Below are 18,097 nucleotides of genomic sequence, written 5' to 3'. Positions count from 1 at the left end.
CTTTGAGCGGCTCGGGACCACGGCGGCGTGCTGGTCCCGCTATCGTGAGATCTCCAAGAACGAGGGAGACACCACGGTGCACCGCCTGCCCTTTTCCATGATCGCCGCCGCGTTGACGCTGACCGCCGCGTCGGTCGACGCCTTCGAGCTGCGCAGCGCCGATCTGCCGGCCGACGCCCCCATCGCGCAGCCCCACGTCGCCAACGGCTTCGGCTGCACGGGCGGCAACCGCTCCCCGGCGCTGAGCTGGAGCGACCCGCCGGCCGGCACGCGCAGCTTCGCCGTCACCGCCTACGACCCCGACGCGCCGACCGGAAGCGGCTGGTGGCATTGGGTGGTGTTCGACCTGCCGGCCTCGGCCACCGGCCTGCCCGCCGGGGCCGGCGATGCCAGCGGTGCGGCTTTGCCCGGCGGCGCCGTGCAGAGCCGCACCGACACCGGCACGCGGGGCTATTTCGGCCCCTGCCCGCCCCCAGGCGACGCGCCCCACCGCTACGTCTTCACCGTCCACGCGTTGAAGGTGGAACGGTTGGACCTGCCCGCAGACTCGTCGGGTGCCTTGGTGGGGTTTTCCCTGACCGCCAACCGTTTGGGGCAGGCGACAATAACCGCGCGTTACGGCCGCTGATCGCGTAACCTCGTGGTCATGACGTCCGACCTGATCGCCAGCCTCTCCCGCTTCGCCGCCCGCGACAACCGCCCCAGCGACGACGACCTTCCGGACCGCCCGATCCTGGGTGCCTTCTTCGCCCGCGACCGCGAGCGGATGGGGGAGCTGACCATCGGGAAGACGATCCTCGTCATCCTGCTCGACGGGACCAAGGAGATCGCCGACAGCCGCGGTTCCCACCGGTTCGGCAAGGGCACGGCGCTGCTGCTGCCCGCCGGCTGGACCGGAACCGTGGTCAACGAACCGGATCCGGAGAGCGGCGTCTACCGCTCCCTGGTTCTGCAATTTCCCGCCGAAATGGTCCGGCGCCTGCTGCGCGCCCACGGTCCCGACGGCGTCGCCAAGCCCGGCCGCTCCGGCGACTTCCGGGTTCCGCTCACCCCCTCGCTGGGGGCGGCGGTGCTGCACGCGGCCGAGGGTCTGTCGGAAGGCTCGACCGTCAGCCCGCTGGTCGCCGGGCACCGCTGCATGGAGGTGCTGCTCTGCCTGCTGGAGGGCGGCGCGTGGTGGCTCGGCGCGGTGACGCCGACGGGGGTCGGCGACGCGGTGCGGGCGCTGCTCCGCGCGCATCCGGACCGCCCTTGGACCGCCGAGACCGTCGCGCGCGAGCTGAACCTCAGCACCGGCACCCTGCGGCGCCGTCTGGCCGAGGAGAACATCTCCGTCCGCCGCGTCCTGACCGACGAGCGCGTCGCCCACGCCCGCCATCTGCTGGAAAACGAGGGGCTGTCGGTGCAGGAGACGGCGGAGGCCTGCGGCTACGCCTCGCGCTCGCATTTCGCGCGGCGGGTCAGGGACGCCACCGGCCTCAACCCGTCCGATCTGGCGCGCGACGGCGACTGACCCTTACTTCGGCGTGCCCTTCCAGACCTGGAACTGGTTGGTTTCCAGCAGCAGCTCGGCGTGGCCGAAGGCGGTGTTGAACAGCTTGCCGACGCCCGCCGTCCGCTGGGTGACCGCCACCAGCGAGCCGCGCAGCTTGAGGTACTGTTTGGTCCCGGCGACCAGCGCCTCCAACATGCCGAAATCCTCGTCCTTGCCGCGATGGAGCGGCGGGTTGGACAGGATCAGACCGAAGCGCTCGCGGGTGCCGAGGCCGGCCAGCCCGTCGCTCTGCACGAATTCGGCGCCCGGCACGTTCTGACGCGCCGCGTGCAGGGCCACCGCGTCGATGTCGAGCAGGGTCAGCACGGACTCCGGCTGGCGTTCCCGCACCGCCCGCGCGATCACGCCGGCTCCACAGCCGAAATCGAGCACTCGCACGCCGGCCGCGATCTCCGGCAGCACGCGCAGCAGGCACTCGGTGCCGGCGTCGAGATGGCCGTGGGCGAAGAGGCCGGGGTAGGACGCCAGTTCCAGCGGCGCCGCCGGTTCCGGCAGGGGCAGAGTCACCGTCTGCCGCCAATCCTCCAGCGCGCCCCGCGCGGGCGCGTCGGTGCGGCGGGCTTCCAGGACGCGGGCGCGGCGTTTGATGGTCAGGGTCTCGGGGCTCTCCACCAACCCGTCGAAGCGCTTGGGCGCCGAGGTGATGCCTTCGTCGTTGCTGCCGACGATCCACAGCGGCGCGCCGGGGGCCAGCCGCGCGGCCAGCGCGTGCAGCGCCATCTCGAAGGACGCCCAGCCGCGCGGCAGCCGCAGCACCGCGCCGTCGAAGGGGCCGTCCTCCGGCCAGGGCGTCGCGGGCTTGCCGTCCTGCGCCAGCCGCAGCCAGGGCACGACGGTGGCGCCGCCCTCGGTCAAGGCCTGTTGGATGCCGCCGTCGGAATCGAAGGCGACGAGGATGCGGCCCTGCGGCCGACGCTCCGCCAGGGCTTCCGCCGCGACGGCGGCGATGGTGGAATCGCGGTCGGTCGCGCGGTTGTCCAATCGGCTCACTGTGGTCTGACTTTCAAGACGGTGATGATAGCCCTCTCCCCCCAGGGAGAGGGTTGGGTGAGGGGGACGCACCGCGTACCGCAAACCGGAAGCCGATGGCAGAGCCATCTCTTTTTCCGGCCTGCCGGCCGTAACGCCCCCTCACCGGCCCTTCGGGCCACCCTCTCCCCAGAGAGGAGAGGGTTAAGTCAGCGGAAACTATCCCTTGTCGCGCATCAGCCGCGCCTTGTCGCGCTGCCAGGTGCGTTCCTTCTCGGTGTTGCGCTTGTCATGCTTCTTCTTGCCGGTGGCGATGCCGAGCTCGACCTTGGCCATGCCGCGGTCGTTGAAATAGACCGACATCGGGATCAGCGTCACGCCCTTCTGCTTGATGCCGGCCGCCAGCTTGTCCAGCTCGCGGCGGCGGATCAGCAGCTTGCGCGGGCGCTTGGGCTCGTGCTGGAGCCAGCGCCCGGCTTGCAGGTATTCCGGGATGTAGGCGTTGAACAGGAACAGCTCCCCGCCCTTCAGCCCGGCGTAGGACTCGTTCACGCTGGCGCGACCGCCCCGCAGCGACTTCACCTCGGTGCCGGTCAGCATGATGCCGGCCTCCAAGGTGTCGTCGATGAAGAAATCAAAGCGCGCCCGGCGGTTCTGAGCCGCGTACTTCTTTACTTCCGTGTCGCGCGACACTGCGTTCTCCTTGACAGCCCGCCGTCGCTCAGGACAGCAGGCCGGCTTTGCTCATGGCCGCGCGCACGGCGGTGCGGGCGGCGTCGGAAGCGGTGACCAGCGGCAGGCGGACCTCGTCGGTGGCGAGGCCGAGCAGGCTGGCGGCGAACTTCACCGGAGCCGGGCTGGTCTCCACGAACATGGCGTCGTGCAGCGGCGACAGCACGTCGCGCAGGCGGTACGCCTCCTTCAGGTCGCCCTCGGCCCAGGCGGTCTGCATCGCCGAGCAGAGCGCCGGCGCGATGTTGGCCGTCACCGAGATGCAGCCCACCCCGCCCTGCGCGTTGAAGCCCAGCGCGGTGGCGTCCTCGCCCGACAGCTGGATGAAGTCGGGGCCGACCTCCTGCAACAGGCGGGTCGGGCGGGTCAGGTCGGCGGTGGCGTCCTTCACGCCGACGATGTTCGGCAGCTTCGCCAGCCGGGCCATCGTGGCCACAGACATATCCACGACACTGCGGCCCGGAATGTTGTAAATGAAGATCGGAAAATCCGCCGCGTCATGGATCGCCTTGAAATGCTGGTACAGACCCTCTTGAGACGGCTTGTTGTAATAGGGCGTGACCACGAGCGCCGCCTGGGCGCCCGCCTTCTTGGCGTGGCGGGTCAGCGCGATGGCCTCGTCCGTCGAGTTGGATCCGCTGCCGGCCATGACCGGCACCTTGCCGCCGGCCGCCTCGATGCACAGCTCGACCACGCGGTTGTGCTCGTCGTGGGAGAGGGTCGGCGATTCGCCGGTGGTGCCGCAGGGAACCAGGCCATGGGTGCCCTGGGCGACATGCCACTCCACGAAGGACTGGAAGGCGGCCTCGTCCACTTTCCCGCCCTTGAAGGGGGTCAAGAGAGCGACGATGGAACCGTGGAACATGGCTGCCTCCTCAGACGGACTGCTTGGAAAAAAGAGTTGCGCACATTAGACCTCCCCGCCGCCCTGGGCAAGAGCGCCCGGACGGCCCTGCTGGCGGTTTCGCTGGCCTTTTCCATTCCAGTCGCCGCATTCGCCGGCGCGCTCGGCCCGCAGGATCTGGCGCTCTACCGGCAGGCCTTCAAGGCGGCCGACAACGAGCGCTACGACGAGGCGCAGCAGCTCGCGTCCCAGGCGCAGGACCGGCTGCCCGCCAAGGTGATCCGCTGGATGGTGCTGGCGACGCCGGGCGGCGGCGGCTTCGCCGACATCGCGGCCTTCATCCGCGAGAACCCCGACTGGCCCAACCAGGCGCAGCTGCGCCGCCAGGCCGAGAAGGCGATGCCGATCGGCCTCGACCCGACCGAGGTGCTGGAGTGGTTCCGTCAGTTCCCGCCGTTGTCCAACGACGGCTTCCTGATGCACGCCGACACGCTGATCGGCACCGGCAGTGCGGAGCGCGCGACTCCGCTGATCCGCTCCCGCTGGGTGGAGAGCAACTTCACCGCCGACGAGGAGGTCAATTTCCTCGTCCGCTACCGCTCCTACCTGCGCCCCCAGGACCACAAGGCGCGGATCGACCGCCTGCTGTGGGAGCGGCAGGAGGCGCCGGTGCGCCGGATGCTGCCCTTCTTCGACGACGCCTACGACACGCTGATCGAGGCGCGGATCGCGCTGGACACCGACAACGGCAACGCCGACGCGGCGGTGGCGCGGGTGGCGCCGAGCTTGCGCAACGACCCCGGCCTGCTGTTCGACCGCGCCCGCTGGCGCCGCCGCAAGGGCGACGACGCCGGGGCGCTGGAGATCATCACCCAGGCCCCGGCCGAGATGGGCCGCCCGCAGTCGTGGTGGAGCGAGCGGCACCTGCTGGCCCGCCGCGCCATCGAGCGGGGGGACTACAACCTCGCCTACCGGCTGGTGAAGGCGCATGGGCAGAAGGACGGCTCCGGCCTCGCCGAGGCGGAGTTCCTCGCCGGCTTCCTGGCCCTGCGCTTCCTCGACCAGCCGTCGGAGGCGTTCAACCATTTCAACAAGCTCTACCGCTCGGTCACCGCGCCGATCAGCAAGGCGCGCGGCGCCTACTGGTGCGGGCGCGCGGCCGAGGCGCTGGGCCAGACCGCCCAGGCGACGGAGTGGTACGCCAAGGCGGCGCCCTACGGCACGACCTTCTACGGGCAGCTGTCGGCCCGGCACCTCGCCGGGGGCAAGGTCACCCTGCCCAGCCCGCCGGTGGTCTCGAACGCCGCCTCCACCGCCTTCGACCGGCGCGAGGTGGTCCGCGTGACCCGGCTGCTGGCCGAGATCGAGGGGGGCGACGACGAGCGGGTGACCGCCTTCCTGCGGCGCATCAGCCTCGACTCGAAAGAGCCGGCCGACTACACCCTGGCCGCCCGGCTGGCAAGCGAGGTGGGACGCCGCGACCTGTCGGTCGCCGCCGCCAAGGACGCGGCGCAAAACGACGTGTTCTTGGTCGAGGCCGGCTACCCGATGATCGACGCCCGGCCGAGCGCGCCGGAGCTGGCGCTGGTGCACGGGATCATCCGGCAGGAGAGCACCTTCAACACTCGGATCGTCTCCTCGGCCGGGGCGCGCGGGCTGATGCAGCTGATGCCGGCCACGGCGCAGACGGTGGCGGGCAAGCTGGGGCTGAAGCACACCAACGCGCGGCTGACCAGCGATCCCGGCTACAACGTGACGCTGGGATCGGCCTATCTGTCGGAGCTGATCGACCGCTTCAACGGCTCCTACGTGATGGCCATCGCCGGCTACAACGCCGGGCCGGGCCGGGTGCGGCAGTGGATCCAGACCTACGGCGACCCGCGCACCGAGGCCATCGACGTGGTCGACTGGATCGAACTGATCCCGATCTACGAGACCCGCAACTACGTGCAGCGGGTCATGGAGGCGGTCATCGTCTACCGTGCCCGTCTGGGCGCGGGAGAGCTGAACCTGGACCGCGACCTGCGGCGTTGATCCGGGGGGAAAAGGGCGCGTCCGACGGGACGCGCCCTTTTCCTTTTTACAGCAGGCTCAATTGATCGCCGACGGCCGGCGGCGGCCGAAAACGGCTGCAATCGAGATTCCAACTGCGCGCGCCCAGCCCCAGCCGCTTGACCGCGATCTTGAAGCGGGCGCGCAGCAGTTCCGCGTAAGGACCGGTGCCCTTCATCCGGGTTCCGAAATCCGCCCGGTACAGGGCGCCGTCCCGCGTCTGCCGCACCAGACTCAGGACATGCTCGGCCCGGTTGGGCGCATGGGCGCGCAGCCATTCCTCGAACAGGTCTTTGATCTCCAGCGGCAGGCGCAGCAGGATGTAGCTGGCCGCCGTGGCGCCCGCCGCGACGCCGGCCTCCAGGATCGCCTCCAGTTCGTGGTCGTTCAGCGCCGGGATCATCGGGCTGGCGAGCACGGCCACCGGCACCCCCGCCTCGCTCAAGGCGCGGATCGCCGCCAGACGCCGGGACGGCGAGGCCGCGCGCGGTTCCATGGTGCGGGCGAGACCGCCGTCGAGGGTCGTGACCGACACGGCGACCGACGCCAGCCCCTCGGCGGCCATCGGCGCCAGAATGTCGAGATCCCGCATCACCAGAGCCGATTTGGTGATGACGGTGACCGGCTGGCGGAAGTCGCGGCAGACCTCCAGGATTTGGCGGGTGATCCGCTCCGTCCGTTCGATGGGCTGGTAGGGGTCTGTGTTGGCGCCGAGCGCCAGCGGCCGGCAGACGTAGGGTTTGGCGCGCAGTTCCTTCGCCAGCAGGTCGGCGGCGTTGCGCTTGGCGAACAGCCGCGTCTCGAAATCCAGCCCCGGCGACAGGCCGAGATAGGCGTGGGTCGGCCGCGCGAAGCAGTAGATGCAGGCGTGCTCGCAGCCCTGGTAGGGGTTGACCGACTGCTCGAAGGGGATGTCGGGCGAGTTGTTGCGGACGATGATCGACCGGGCCGACGCCGAGGCGACGACGGTGCGGACCGGGTCCGACAGAACCTCGTTCTCCGACCAGCCGTCGTCGATCAGCGTGCGGGTTTCACGCTCGTAGCGCGAGACCGCGTTGCTGATGGCGCCCCTGCCCTTCACCCGTTGCCGTTGGATTTCGTCCATGGGCCCAAAATACGCCGGCCCGGAAGGAACGTAAAGTGAACATTTGGAACGTTTGGAACGTTTGAAACATCCGGACGTCCCAAACGAAGCGGGCGCCGGATCGATGATCCGGCGCCCGCCGCAACGTCACTCCGAAAAGACCGCGTTCCAGGATCAGAACGGGATTTCGTCGTCCAGATCCTCGTGACGGGGCGGCGCGCCACCGCCGCTGCGGCCACCACCGCCGGCACCGCCACCATAACCGCCACCACCACCGCCGCGGGGGGCCTCGCCGCGCGACTCGTAGCCGCCACCGCCGCCCCCGAAGCTGCCGCCGCCTTCCTCGCGGTTGCCGCCGGTGAAGTCGATCTCGGCCACGCGCACCGACAGGCCGGCGCCGCGCGTGCCGTCGCGCTTCTCATACTCGCGCAGCGTCACTTCGCCGGAGATGACCACGGCCTTGCCCTTGGTCATGTGCGGCGCCAGCGACTCGGCGCGGCGTCCCCAGATCGAGCAATCGACCCACTGGGTCGTCTTGCGCTCGCCAAACCCGACGTCGTTGGCGACGCGGAAGCCCAAAACCTTTTCGCCGCTCTGGGTCGAACGCAACTCGCCGTCGGCGCCCAAGCGTCCCGTAAACGTCCAAACATTCATCGCCCGATACTCCGTAAGCGCGAGTGTCCCGGCATCCATGCCAGCCCATGAGAATGCCCGGCGGTGGGCATCCGGATGCCGAGGGTTCCCGTTCGCGGGGGCCGGCGCAACATCGCGACCCCCGCCCTTGTTGCCGCACCGAAGCACGGCGAGCGGGCGCGGGTCAACCGCCGATGGAATCCTCCCGTCGCGACCGGAGCGGCTCACTCACCCCGCCGCTCCGAACAGGAACACTCCAAGAACATTTATAGCAGAGGAACGGCGGCCGGGAAACGGATTCCTTCGGCGTAACGTCGATGGATCGACAAAACCCAGAAGCCGGCGCTCAGCGCAGACGACGGGCCGCCAGATCCAGCGCGATCTTCAACTGGCCCTGCGAAAACGGCTTGTGGACCACGCCCAACGGATAGGTCTCGGTGATTCGCGCCATGATCCCGTGATCGGCGTAGCCGGACAGGAAGATCGAGCGGATGCCGTAATCGGTGTGGAGCCGCCGCGCCGCCGCGATGCCGTCGCCGCCGGCCAGACGCACGTCCATCAGCGCGACGTCCGGACGCTCGCGGCCGGCGATGGTGATCGCCTCGGCCTCCGTCGCCGCCGTTCCGCAGACCGTGTGACCGAGGTCGCCGACGGCCATGCACACGGCTTCCGCCGACAGCGCCTCGTCCTCGACCACCAGAAGCCTTAGGGACCGGCCCACGCTGCGGGGCCGGGAAGCGGCGGTTGGTCTGATCAGGGTATCGGCCTTCATCATGGGGACCGACCTCAGGCAATCGTTGCGCTTTTTGGTAAAATTCTATTTACCATGCCTTAATTCGTATTACCTCCTCCCCAAAATAGCAAGCGCATTCGTTTCGTATATGAGCTTTTGCGCGGCGGCGCGCGTCGCCGGGCATAGGCCGCGCGACGGTCAAGCGCGGTCCGGTGCGGGAAGGCTCAGCGCCCGGCGCGGCCGAGCCAATCGATGCCGCCGGGTGGGGTTGGCGGCGATCCCGCGCTGCGCACCACCGCCGCGCGGGGCGGCGGCGATGGCGGGGCGGGCCTGGACGCCAGCCAGGACGCGGTCATCGGCGGCGCGGCGGCCCCCGTGGGAGCCGGAACCGGGGAAGGTGCCAGCGGCTCCATCGCCTTCGGGGATGGCCCGGACGGGAACGGGGCCGCCTTCGGCAGGGGCGGAGGCTCGTTGCGCGGAGGCAGCGGCGCGGGCGCGCAGGGCGTCGTCACCGCGTTGGCCGGCGGCGGGTTGGCCAGTGGAGGGTTGGCCAGTGGAGGGTTGGATGGCGGCGGGTTGGACGGACGAACGCGCGGGGCGTCGGCGGCCCCCAGCCAGGAGGAACGTTCGTCGTCGGCGACCGGCCCGGTCTGTGTGTGCAGGCGCCGGGTCTGCTCCCGGATGTCCAGAAGGGTGCTCACCGCGAATTGCAGCAGCGGGGCCATCGCCGCCGCGTCGGTCATTTCCTGCGCGGTGAGCGCCGCGAAACGGTCGCGGATCTCCTCCACCGCCTCCTCCACGCTGCCGCGCAACGCGCCGGCCTCGTGCGACAGGCGCTCCAGATCCTCGCGGAGGGTGGAGATCTCGCAGGCCTGCCGCAATTCGTGGAAGCCGATTCCGGACCCGCTTCCCGTTGCGGGACGGCGGTCGCGAGACCCGAAAGACCCGAAATCGTGAGGCATCCTGGCCTGACCCTGGAGTTCGATCCTGAAACCGGCGGCAACGTCGAAATCCGCCGCCCGTCGCGCCGCAAGTCCCATATTTTACCGCCGTTAGAGGCGGTTGGAAACCGTTTGCGCGCTGTGGCGGCTTGTACTATTTTTTCCGCGCCGGGGGAACGGATTCCTTACGGCCTACCGCTTTCGTGGCATCCCGCCGACCGCCTTCCTTACCTTGCCGGAATTCCCGACAGTGACGATCGACCGCACGGAACTTGAACGGCTCCTTGCCGATCGCCCGACCGGCAACCGCAGCGCCATGCAGGCGGTCCGGGAGAGCTACGGCGACATCGGGCTGATGCGCGAGCGCGGCTTGTCCTGGGCCGAGATCTCCGACGTGCTGGCCAAGCTGGGCGTCACCGCCCGTGACAACCAGCCGATTTCGGCGGTGACGCTGCGGTCCGCCTTCTTCCTGGTCGGCAACGAGGGCCGTGGCGAGGGCGGGGAGGAAAGCGAGGCCGCCGCCGCGCCGGAAACCCTGGCCGCCGTGCACCAGGCCGCGCTGGACGCCCGCCGTCCGGCGGACGCCGAGCCGGTCGAGGCGGCTCCCGCCGCCCCGGAGGCCGCTCCGGTCCCGGCGGTCGAAGCCGCCATGGAACCGGTGGCGGAACCGGAGACCGACACTGCGGTCGAGGTTGCGGCGGAACCCGTGGCCGCCGAGCCCACGCCCGAACCGCCGGCCCCCGCTCCGGCCGCTCCCGTTCCGGCTGCCGTCGAGGAGCCGGTTCCCGACTCCGCTCCCACGCCCGCCGTCGATCCGCATCCGGCGTTCGACCCGCTGTCCCCGGCTCCGGAGGACACACCGGCACCGGCCGCCGTCCTGGAAGACATCCCGCCGGCCGTCGAGCCGTCGGCGCCGCCTTCCCCCCTGCCCACGGCTCCGCCGCCCACGGCATCGCAGAGCATCCGCGCACCTGTCTCTCACGACGAAACAACGAACGTTACTTGGAAAGGCGATCGCATGCTGGGCACGATCTTCGTCCTCAATGACCGCGGCGGCGTCGGCAAGACGCTGCTGTCCCATCACCTGATGGCGACCGCCATGTTGGAAGGACTGCAACTGAAGGTCGTCGAGTACGAGGTGAACGAGCGTCTTGCCCGTCTCTTCGGCCCGGAGGTGGTCGAGCACCGCCGCATCACCCAGGACTTCATGAACATGATGGGGTCGGGCGACGGCTTCTACGAGTTCTGGGATCTGATCGGGCCGGAGTTGCAGCGCGGCGGCCGGCTGTACGATTTCGGCGGCAACATCTCCCAGTGGTTCTTCAACTGGGCCGAGGTCTCGGGCTTCGACTATTACGTCGGCGACGGCGAGCGGCTGACCTTCATGGTGCCGGTCACGGTCGATCTGGCCTCGCTGTCCACCGGCATGGCGACGCTGGAGCGGGTCGCGGCCATCGCGCCGAAGGCCAAGCGCGTGCTGGTCGAGAACGGCTTCTCCGGCCCGTTCAGCCAGTTGGAGGACAGCCAGTACGCCCGCCGCAAGGCCGAGATGGTCGAGCGCGAGGGTGTCCACGTCATCTCCATGAACCCCTGCACCGCCCCGGCTTGGGCGCGGCTGACCGGCCACCGGCTGGATCAGGTCGCCACCATGACCCGCGAGGATCTGGTGAAGCTGGGCATGACGCCGCCGGTGGCGTCGCGCTCGCTGATCATCATCCACGAATGGCTGCGCGGCATGCGTCTGGCGCTGTCGCCCTACCTGCACGACGCCTTCCGCCAGACCGGCGGCGCGCCCGCCAAGCCCGGCGTGCGCTGACGGCACAAAGGCCCTTCTCTTCCCCGTGGGGGAAAAGGGCCTTTTTCCTTGCCATGGGACGGCGTCTCGGGGACGGCGTCACGCCGCGCTGCGCGCCGTATCGGTCGCGTACAGGTCGGCCTTGACCGCCGTCACCGATTTCACCTGATAGCCCGGACGGGCGCTGAAGCGGCGGTTGGCCCGCTCGGCGGCCTCGCGTTCCGATTCCGCCCAGACCAGATACTCGCGCCCGCGCGCCCAATCGGCCGCCAGGGGGTGGTTGGCGTCGATCTCGCCGAGCTGCGGGTTCGCCACGGTGACCAGCCATTCCTTGTCGTTCGGGTTGCGGCGGTCGGTGAGGATCAGAATCTGCGGACGGCGCCGGCCCTGCGCCTCGGACAGGCGGCGCTGCGCCTCGGTCTGGGCCTTGCGCAGGTCGACGGTGTTGCGCATCAACTCCTCGATCTCGGCGTGGAGCGACTCCTCCTCGCGGTGCAGCCGGCGGATGGTGCCCTCGAGCCTGTCCAGCGTGCCGCGCGTGCCGCGCACCCGGTTGCGGGTCTGCGACACGCGCGCCTCCACCGTCAGCAGCACGTTGCCCAGCAACGCCCCGATGGCGACGATGGCCAGCACGATGATGAAGTTGATCATCACGACGCCGCCTCCGCCCGCGAGGCCGTCATCGGCTTCTTCGGCACGCTCTTCCGGCCGGTGGAGCGTTCGAAGGCGGTCTCGAAGCCGAGCTTGAAGGGGAACGCCACCTCGACCATCTGCTTGGCGCCCTCCAGGCTGGCGGCCCAGACCTCCGCCACGTTGGCGCAGCGCCAGATCGGGTTCACGGCGGCGCGTTCCCCGGCGGCGCGGGCGGCGGCCGACGCCTTCTCCTGGCTGATGGTGACGACGAACTTGGTCAGCCCGGCCTGCGGGTCGCCGAGTTCGTGGACGAAGAGGGGCGGCAGGGCGGCCAGATCCCGGATCTGCTTCTCGGCCTTGCGGATGTCGGTTTCCAGGCGGTTGCGCTCGGTCGCCTGCCCGTTGCGGCGCTGGGTCAGGGACTGGACCCGGTTCTGGAGGTCGTGCGACTCGGCGTGCAGCACGTAGATGCGGTTTTCGAGCTGGTCGAGCCCGGCGCTCCTCTCCAGCAGCCTCGGCAGGAAATCCTTGAGCATCATGGCCACGGGAACCGCGGCCAGCATGATCACGACGACGGCGATCAGGAACAGCGTCGTGTTCGACATCCGCCTGTCCGCGCTCCCCTCCCGGTTCCCTGCCCGGCCGCGTCACCGGATGCGGCGCGTCCGACGGCGAAGGCACTCAAGGATCACCGAACAATCCGTGTCCGTCAACGAAACGTCACCGGGTTTTGAACACGGACGTCACGCCGTCACAAGTTCCGCCACCCGCTTAACCGCGTCGCCGACGGGACCGGGCCGGCGCTCGTCGGCCAGGGTGGTGAACCAATGCTCCGGCGGGTTGCGGCCGGCGGCGCGGGTCCAGCTCAAGCCGCGCAGCACCGCCTCGGCGGCCGGTGTCGGCGCGACGGCCGGGTCGATCCCGTTCAGGGTCGCCCATACCCCGGCCCAGCAGCGCCCGACGGACCATGGGTTGTACCCGCCGCCGCCGACCACGAGGGTCTTGGGCGCCAGCGGCAGCAGCGCCGCCACCGCGTCCCACAGCGCGCGGTTGGACAGCTCCAGCCGGCTGAGCGGATCCTCGGCCAGCGCGTCGGCGCCGGTCTGGATCACCAGGACCTGCGGCCGGAAGGCGCGTCCCAAGGGCAGGATCGCGGCCTCCATCAGGAAGTTCATCTCGCTGTCGTTGAAGCCCGGCGGCACCGGCAGGTTGCGCGCCATGCCGCCCGCCCGGTCCTCCGCCTTGCCGGTGCGCGGCCAGCGCCCGTCCTCGTGGACGGAAATCGTCAGCACCCGGTCGTCCTCGGCGAAGGCGTCCTCCACCCCGTCGCCGTGGTGGGCGTCGAGATCGACGTAGAGCACCCGCTCCACCCCATGGTCGAGCAGTTCCAGGATGCCCAGCACCGGCGCGTTGAAATAGCAGAAGCCGCTGGCCCGCCCGGCCCGCGCGTGGTGCGTGCCCGAGGCCGGGGCGTAGACGATCCCCGCCGGACGCGCCAGCAGCAGCCGGGCCGCCTGGAGCGCCGATCCGACGCTGGTCGCCGGACGGCGGTACATCTCGGCGAAGATCGGGTTCTCCAGCCGGCCGAGGTTGTAGCGGGCGCCGGTCTCCGCGTCGACCCGCTGCGCCGCCTCGGCGCGTTGCAGGGCGGCGATGTAGTCCGGCGTGTGGAAGCGGACGAGTTCGGCCTCCGTCGCGACATGGGTGTCGAGATAGACCGCGTCGGGCAGCCAGCCCATGGCGCGGCTGAGGTCGATCGCCGTCGAGACGCGCGGGATCGCCAGCGGGTGTTTCGGCCCGTAGGTCGATCCGCGGTAGATTTCGCCGCCGATGAAAAGGGGAGCGCTGGGATCGGTCATCCCGCGAAGACGTGGAGCGGCGGGTGGGTCCGGTCAAGGGGCGGAACGGCGGGGGAGCCTTTCCATACGGTGGGATGCGCGTCCGCCCCTCTTGCGGCGCCCGCCGCACCCTGCCTATAGTCGCGGCCTTCACTGGGGGGAGCCGATGGTCGGCTGAGAGGTCCCGCGCGGGACGACCCCTGGAACCTGATCCGGTTCATGCCGGCGTAGGGATCAGTGAGTTTCATGACCGACACCCTGCCCTTTTCCGGCCTCCGTCCGGCCCCGTCCAGCGTCGCCCCGCCCGTCCCCGGCGGGCTGTCCGTCACGGTGTCGGGCGCGCGGCTGACCCATGGCGGCGCGGTGCTGTTCTCCGATCTGGCGCTGACGCTGGAGGCCGGGCGCATCACCGGACTGCTGGGGCCGAGCGGCGTCGGCAAGACCACCTTGCTGCGCGTGCTGGCCGGGCTGGCCGACCCGGAGCCGCCGACCCGGGTCGCGGCCGGCGACGGGCTGCCGCTGGCCGGGCGCATCGCCTACATGGCGCAGCAGGATCTGCTGCTGCCCTGGCTGTCGGTGCTGGACAACGTGCTGCTCGGCGACCGGCTCCGGCGCAAGAAGCCCGATGCCGAACGCCTGGAGCGCGCCGCCGCCCTGCTCCGCCGCGTCGGGCTGGACGGGCGCGAGCGGGACCGGCCGGCCGCGCTGTCGGGCGGGCAGCGGCAGCGCGTGGCGCTCGCCCGCACGCTGATGGAGGACAAGCCGCTGGTCCTGATGGACGAGCCCTTTTCGGCGCTCGACGCGCTGACCCGGCTGCGCCTGCAGGAGACGGCGGCGGAGACGCTGGCCGGACGGACCGTGCTGATGGTGACCCACGACCCGCTGGAGGCCCTGCGCATCGGCGACCGGCTGCACGTGATGACCGGCCGCCCCGCCACCATCGGCCCGCCGCTGGAGCCGCCCGGCCACGCCCCCCGCCGGGTCGACGACCCGGCCCTGCTGGCGCTCCAGGCCGAGCTGCTGCGCAGGCTGGCGGGATGAGACGGCCCCCCATGAGACGGCGATGAGACGGCCATGAGCGGCAAGCTGATGCGCGGCGCCGTGACCCTGGCCGTCCTGCTGGGCGGCTGGCAGGCGCTGGTGTGGCTGACCGGGCTGCCGCGCTACCTGCTGCCGGGGCCGCTGGCGGTCGCCGACGCGATGCGGCGGCAGGCTCCGCTGCTGATGCAGCACGGCGCCACCACCTTGATGGAGATCCTGCTGGGGCTGGTGCTCGGCGTGGCGCTGGGCAGCGTCAGCGCGCTGCTGCTCGCCCGCTTCCGCACGGCGCGGCGCTGGCTGATGCCGCTGCTGGTGGTCAGCCAAGCGGTGCCGGTCTTCGCACTGGCCCCGCTGCTGGTGCTGTGGCTGGGCTACGGCATGGCGTCGAAGATCGCGATGGCGGTGCTGGTCATCTATTTCCCGGTGACGACCGCCCTGTTCGATGGGCTGCGCCGCACCGATCCGGGCTGGCTCGACCTCGCCCGCACCATGGGGGCCACGCCGGCCGCGACGCTGTGGACGATCCGTCTGCCCGCCGCCCTGCCGGCCTTCTGGTCGGGGGTGCGGGTCGCCGCCGCCGTGGCGCCCATCGGGGCGGTGATCGGCGAGTGGGTGGGGTCGTCCTCCGGCCTCGGCTACCTGATGCTGCACGCCAACGCGCGCATGCAGATCGACCTTCTGTTCGCCGCCGTGCTGGTGCTGGGGCTGTTCGCGGTGGCGCTCTACGCCGCCGTGGACGCGCTGGCCCGGCGCGCGCTGCCCTGGCAACCCGACACGCAACCCGCCGACGATCCGGTCGGCTGAGACTGAGGAAACCCCCTGGGATGAAACGCATGTTCGCGGCAGCGGCCCTCGCCGCCAGCTTGGTCACCGCCCTGCCCGCCGCCGCGCAGGACAAGCTCACCGTGATGCTGGACTGGTTCGTCAACCCGGACCACGCACCGCTGGTGGTGGCGCAGGAGAAGGGCTTCTTCAAGGACGCCGGGCTGGACGTGACGCTGACCGCGCCGGCCGACCCCAACGACCCGCCCAAGCTGGTGGCCGCCGGCGGCGCCGACCTCGCGGTGTCCTACCAGCCGCAGCTCATCATCCAGGTGGCCGAGGGACTGCCGCTGGTCCGCGTCGGCACGCTGGTGTCGACGCCGCTGAACTCGGTCGTCGTGCTGCGCGACGGGCCGGTGAAGAAAATCGAGGACCTGAAGGGCCGCAAGATCGGCTTCTCCATCGCCGGCTTCGAGGATGCGCTGCTCGGCGCCATGCTGGAAAAGCACGGATTGGGCCTGAAGGACGTCACGCTGGTGAACGTGAACTTCTCGCTGTCGCCGTCGCTGCTGTCGGGGCAGGTGGACGCCGTGGTCGGCGCCTTCCGGAACTTCGAGCTGAACCAGATGGACATCGAGAAGCACCCCGGCCGCGCCTTCTTCCCCGAGGAGGAGGGGGTTCCGCCCTATGACGAGTTGATCCTCGTCGCCCACAAGGACAAGACCGGCGACGCCCGCATCAAGCGCTTCCTCGACGCGGTGGAGCGCGCGACGCTCTACATCCTGAACCACCCGGAGGAGGCGCAGGCCGCTTTCGTCAAGGACCGCCCGGAGCTGAACGACGAGCTGAACCGCCGCGCCTGGGCCGACACGCTGCCGCGCTTCGCCCACAGCCCGGCGGCGCTCGACAGCCAGCGCTACGCCCGCTTCGCCGAGTTCCTGAAGGCGCGCGGCCTGATCCAGGCGGTCGAGCCGGTGGAGCGCTACGCGGTGGTGGTGAAGTAACCTTCAGCCCAAGCGGGCGGTTGCCAGATCGCCGCGCGGAGCGTTACCTGACGGGCAACGCTCCGCCGCCCTGACTTCGGCTGGCTTTGTCCTGTCCGGGCGCAGAAGGGAGCCGATCCACACCAAGGGGAAACGGATGCCGATCAAGACCATCCTTCTGCACCTGGCGAACGACGACTCGCACGCCACCCGTCTGGCGGTCGCGGCGGCGCTGGCCAAGCGCTTCACGGCCCATGTCGAGGCGCTCTACATCGCGACCCCGGTGTCGATGCCGGCGGGGGCGACCGGGCGGGCCGCCTCCTACGGCTTCATGGCCGAGGCGACCGCCATCGCCCACGAGAACGCCGAGCGCATCGCCGACGAGGTCCGGCTCGCGCTGGACGGCCTGTCCCACCGCTGGACCGTCGCCGAGGGCGACCATGTGGCGCTGCTGGCCGAACGCGCACCCTACGCCGACCTCGCCATCGTCGGGCAGTCCTCCGCCGAACGGTCGGGGGACCGGGTGGCGTTGCACGTGCCGGACCGCCTGCCGCTGGCGACCGCCTGCCCGACCCTGGTCCTGCCACCGGTCCAGCCGGCGGCGGCGCCCATCGGGCGCAACGTGCTGATCGCCTGGAAGAACAGCCGCGAATCCACCCACGCGGTGCGCAACGCCATGCCCTTCCTGGAAACGGCGGAAAGCGTGACGGTGCTGACGGTCAACCCGCCGGGGGGCCGTCATGGCGAGGACGGAACGGCGCTGGTCGACTGGCTGACGCGCCACGGCATCGTCGCCCGCCATCACCCGGCGACCGCCAGTTCCGGCGAGGTCGGCGACCTGATCCTGTCCTTCGCCGCCGATCTGGGTGCCGACCTGCTGGTGATGGGCGCCTACGGCCATTCCCGCCTGCGCGAGATGGTGCTGGGCGGCGCCACCCGCACCGTGCTGGCGGCCCTGCCCCTGCCGGCGCTGATGTCGCACTGAGGCCGTTCCTACAGGCGGATCAGGACGACGCCCAGGACGAGGGAGGCCGCACCGGCCAGCCGGGCGGGGCTGACCGGCTGTTGCGCAAGCCCGAACAGGCCGAAATGGTCGAAGGCGAGCGAGCCCAGCATCTGCCCGACGACGATCAAGGCGAGGACGGTCGCGGCGCCGAGGCGGGGAACCATCAGAATGGCGGTCCCGATGAACAGGGCGCCGAAGAGCCCACCGCTCCACGACAGCCACGAGGTGGAGCCGACGACGGTGTCCGACAATCGGGGGCCTGGAGCGATCAGCGCGACCGCCAGCATCGCCAGCAGACCGACGAAATAGCTGACGAAGCCCGCCCACCAGGGCGACCCGAGCGCGGCGCGCAGGTTTGCGTTCAGAACCTGCTGCAGAGCGACGCTCACCCCGGCGCCGACCACCAGGAGGTAGGAAAACACGGACAAGGCAATGGTCATGCCGAACTCCCCAGGCAAGCGCTGACCCGCTTCGGATCCTTCATGCGGCGCTTCCG

General features: G+C 70.5%; 19 protein-coding genes and 1 riboswitch. Of the genes, 8 read left to right on the top strand and 11 right to left on the bottom strand.

The annotated features are described in order from the left end of the window. Window positions 1-76 precede the first annotated feature (76 nt). Both EJ913_RS09835 and EJ913_RS09830 read left to right on the top strand, forming a co-directional pair. Window positions 77-628, top strand: coding sequence for a YbhB/YbcL family Raf kinase inhibitor-like protein (locus tag EJ913_RS09835; RefSeq protein ID WP_244939309.1), 552 nt, complete (start codon window positions 77-79; stop codon window positions 626-628). Window positions 629-646: 18 nt separating this feature from the next. Continuing rightward, on the top strand, window positions 647-1,513 hold the full coding sequence (locus EJ913_RS09830; RefSeq protein WP_126997256.1) for a helix-turn-helix transcriptional regulator: 867 nt from the start codon (window positions 647-649) through the stop codon (window positions 1,511-1,513). A gap of 3 nt (window positions 1,514-1,516) precedes the next feature. Here EJ913_RS09830 and EJ913_RS09825 read toward each other — a convergent pair whose 3' ends face one another. From EJ913_RS09825 to dapA, 3 genes are all read right to left on the bottom strand, one after another. Further along, window positions 1,517-2,545, bottom strand: coding sequence for a class I SAM-dependent methyltransferase (locus EJ913_RS09825; RefSeq protein ID WP_126997254.1), 1,029 nt, complete (start codon window positions 2,543-2,545; stop codon window positions 1,517-1,519). Between the two features lie 198 nt (window positions 2,546-2,743). Next, a complete protein-coding gene (smpB, locus tag EJ913_RS09820) occupies window positions 2,744-3,217 on the bottom strand; it encodes an SsrA-binding protein SmpB (RefSeq protein ID WP_126997252.1) in 474 nt (157 codons plus the stop codon). Between the two features lie 28 nt (window positions 3,218-3,245). Beyond that, window positions 3,246-4,121: a 4-hydroxy-tetrahydrodipicolinate synthase gene (gene dapA, locus EJ913_RS09815; RefSeq protein WP_126997250.1), complete on the bottom strand. Its 876-nt coding sequence runs from the start codon at window positions 4,119-4,121 to the stop codon at window positions 3,246-3,248. Between the two features lie 36 nt (window positions 4,122-4,157). On the opposite strand from dapA, the gene EJ913_RS09810 reads away from it, so the two are divergent. Beyond that, entirely contained in the window at window positions 4,158-6,134 is a 1,977-nt protein-coding gene (locus EJ913_RS09810; protein ID WP_244939308.1) for a lytic transglycosylase domain-containing protein, read from the top strand. A 46-nt stretch (window positions 6,135-6,180) separates the two neighbouring features. Here the strand turns inward: EJ913_RS09810 and EJ913_RS09805 are convergent, their stop codons facing one another. From EJ913_RS09805 to EJ913_RS09790, 4 genes are all read right to left on the bottom strand, one after another. After that, on the bottom strand, window positions 6,181-7,257 hold the full coding sequence (locus EJ913_RS09805) for a PA0069 family radical SAM protein (protein WP_126997246.1): 1,077 nt from the start codon (window positions 7,255-7,257) through the stop codon (window positions 6,181-6,183). Window positions 7,258-7,410: 153 nt separating this feature from the next. After that, window positions 7,411-7,890, bottom strand: coding sequence for a single-stranded DNA-binding protein (locus EJ913_RS09800; RefSeq protein WP_126997244.1), 480 nt, complete (start codon window positions 7,888-7,890; stop codon window positions 7,411-7,413). A 325-nt stretch (window positions 7,891-8,215) separates the two neighbouring features. Further along, window positions 8,216-8,644, bottom strand: a complete 429-nt coding sequence (locus tag EJ913_RS09795) for a response regulator (RefSeq protein ID WP_126997242.1) — start codon at window positions 8,642-8,644, stop codon at window positions 8,216-8,218. Between the two features lie 182 nt (window positions 8,645-8,826). After that, entirely contained in the window at window positions 8,827-9,564 is a 738-nt protein-coding gene (locus EJ913_RS09790) for a hypothetical protein (protein ID WP_244939307.1), read from the bottom strand. 229 nt (window positions 9,565-9,793) lie between these two features. Here EJ913_RS09790 and EJ913_RS09785 point away from each other — a divergent pair, with 229 nt between their 5' ends. Next, window positions 9,794-11,359, top strand: a complete 1,566-nt coding sequence (locus EJ913_RS09785) for a hypothetical protein (protein ID WP_126997240.1) — start codon at window positions 9,794-9,796, stop codon at window positions 11,357-11,359. A gap of 78 nt (window positions 11,360-11,437) precedes the next feature. Here the strand turns inward: EJ913_RS09785 and EJ913_RS09780 are convergent, their stop codons facing one another. The 3 genes from EJ913_RS09780 to EJ913_RS09770 all read right to left on the bottom strand — a co-directional run bounded on the left by EJ913_RS09780 (window position 11,438) and on the right by EJ913_RS09770 (window position 13,830). Further along, window positions 11,438-11,989 carry a hypothetical protein gene (locus EJ913_RS09780; protein WP_244939315.1) on the bottom strand — a complete coding sequence of 184 codons (552 nt, stop codon included), beginning with the start codon at window positions 11,987-11,989 and terminating at the stop codon, window positions 11,438-11,440. Then, window positions 11,989-12,576, bottom strand: a complete 588-nt coding sequence (locus tag EJ913_RS09775; RefSeq protein WP_126997236.1) for a hypothetical protein — start codon at window positions 12,574-12,576, stop codon at window positions 11,989-11,991. The genes EJ913_RS09780 and EJ913_RS09775 overlap by 1 nt, the downstream gene beginning before the upstream one ends. Window positions 12,577-12,714: 138 nt before the next feature. Next, on the bottom strand, window positions 12,715-13,830 hold the full coding sequence (locus EJ913_RS09770; protein WP_126997234.1) for an acetoin utilization protein AcuC: 1,116 nt from the start codon (window positions 13,828-13,830) through the stop codon (window positions 12,715-12,717). A 125-nt stretch (window positions 13,831-13,955) separates the two neighbouring features. After that, window positions 13,956-14,061, top strand: a riboswitch (TPP riboswitch). Here EJ913_RS09770 and EJ913_RS09765 point away from each other — a divergent pair. The 4 genes from EJ913_RS09765 (at window position 14,056) to EJ913_RS09750 (ending at window position 17,580) form a co-directional block, all read left to right on the top strand. After that, window positions 14,056-14,850 (top strand): ABC transporter ATP-binding protein, encoded by a 795-nt coding sequence (locus tag EJ913_RS09765; RefSeq protein WP_126997232.1) that lies wholly within the window; start codon window positions 14,056-14,058, stop codon window positions 14,848-14,850. It overlaps the preceding riboswitch by 6 nt. 33 nt (window positions 14,851-14,883) lie before the next feature. Then, complete coding sequence (locus EJ913_RS09760) at window positions 14,884-15,654, top strand: ABC transporter permease (RefSeq protein ID WP_126997230.1); 771 nt, start codon at window positions 14,884-14,886, stop codon at window positions 15,652-15,654. A gap of 20 nt (window positions 15,655-15,674) precedes the next feature. Next, window positions 15,675-16,616 (top strand): ABC transporter substrate-binding protein, encoded by a 942-nt coding sequence (locus tag EJ913_RS09755; RefSeq protein WP_126997228.1) that lies wholly within the window; start codon window positions 15,675-15,677, stop codon window positions 16,614-16,616. A 136-nt stretch (window positions 16,617-16,752) separates the two neighbouring features. Then, window positions 16,753-17,580: a universal stress protein gene (locus EJ913_RS09750; RefSeq protein WP_126997226.1), complete on the top strand. Its 828-nt coding sequence runs from the start codon at window positions 16,753-16,755 to the stop codon at window positions 17,578-17,580. Window positions 17,581-17,588: 8 nt separating this feature from the next. Here EJ913_RS09750 and EJ913_RS09745 read toward each other — a convergent pair whose 3' ends face one another. Beyond that, the gene (locus tag EJ913_RS09745; protein ID WP_126997224.1) at window positions 17,589-18,041 is read right to left on the bottom strand and encodes a DMT family transporter; all 453 of its coding nucleotides are present in this window, start codon (window positions 18,039-18,041) and stop codon (window positions 17,589-17,591) included. Between the last annotated feature and the right edge of the window lie 56 nt (window positions 18,042-18,097).

This window comes from Azospirillum doebereinerae (genome assembly GCF_003989665.1).
Lineage (GTDB): Bacteria > Pseudomonadota > Alphaproteobacteria > Azospirillales > Azospirillaceae > Azospirillum > Azospirillum doebereinerae.
The sequence above is the reverse complement of the archived record's forward strand: the minus strand, read 5'-3'. Positions and strand labels throughout refer to the sequence as shown.

Excerpts from the sequence above, each read along its gene's own strand:
- EJ913_RS09830 (WP_126997256.1), top strand. The coding sequence starts at position 647 with ATGACGTCCGACCTGATCGCCAGCCTCTCCCGCTTCGCCGCCCGCGAC.
- dapA (WP_126997250.1), bottom strand. The coding sequence starts at position 4,121 with ATGTTCCACGGTTCCATCGTCGCTCTCTTGACCCCCTTCAAGGGCGGG.
- EJ913_RS09805 (WP_126997246.1), bottom strand. The coding sequence starts at position 7,257 with ATGGACGAAATCCAACGGCAACGGGTGAAGGGCAGGGGCGCCATCAGC.
- EJ913_RS09800 (WP_126997244.1), bottom strand. The coding sequence starts at position 7,890 with ATGAATGTTTGGACGTTTACGGGACGCTTGGGCGCCGACGGCGAGTTG.
- EJ913_RS09795 (WP_126997242.1), bottom strand. The coding sequence starts at position 8,644 with ATGATGAAGGCCGATACCCTGATCAGACCAACCGCCGCTTCCCGGCCC.
- EJ913_RS09790 (WP_244939307.1), bottom strand. The coding sequence starts at position 9,564 with ATGCCTCACGATTTCGGGTCTTTCGGGTCTCGCGACCGCCGTCCCGCA.
- EJ913_RS09780 (WP_244939315.1), bottom strand. The coding sequence starts at position 11,989 with ATGATCAACTTCATCATCGTGCTGGCCATCGTCGCCATCGGGGCGTTG.
- EJ913_RS09775 (WP_126997236.1), bottom strand. The coding sequence starts at position 12,576 with ATGTCGAACACGACGCTGTTCCTGATCGCCGTCGTCGTGATCATGCTG.
- EJ913_RS09770 (WP_126997234.1), bottom strand. The coding sequence starts at position 13,830 with ATGACCGATCCCAGCGCTCCCCTTTTCATCGGCGGCGAAATCTACCGC.
- EJ913_RS09765 (WP_126997232.1), top strand. The coding sequence starts at position 14,056 with ATGACCGACACCCTGCCCTTTTCCGGCCTCCGTCCGGCCCCGTCCAGC.
- EJ913_RS09760 (WP_126997230.1), top strand. The coding sequence starts at position 14,884 with ATGAGCGGCAAGCTGATGCGCGGCGCCGTGACCCTGGCCGTCCTGCTG.
- EJ913_RS09755 (WP_126997228.1), top strand. The coding sequence starts at position 15,675 with ATGAAACGCATGTTCGCGGCAGCGGCCCTCGCCGCCAGCTTGGTCACC.
- EJ913_RS09750 (WP_126997226.1), top strand. The coding sequence starts at position 16,753 with ATGCCGATCAAGACCATCCTTCTGCACCTGGCGAACGACGACTCGCAC.
- EJ913_RS09745 (WP_126997224.1), bottom strand. The coding sequence starts at position 18,041 with ATGACCATTGCCTTGTCCGTGTTTTCCTACCTCCTGGTGGTCGGCGCC.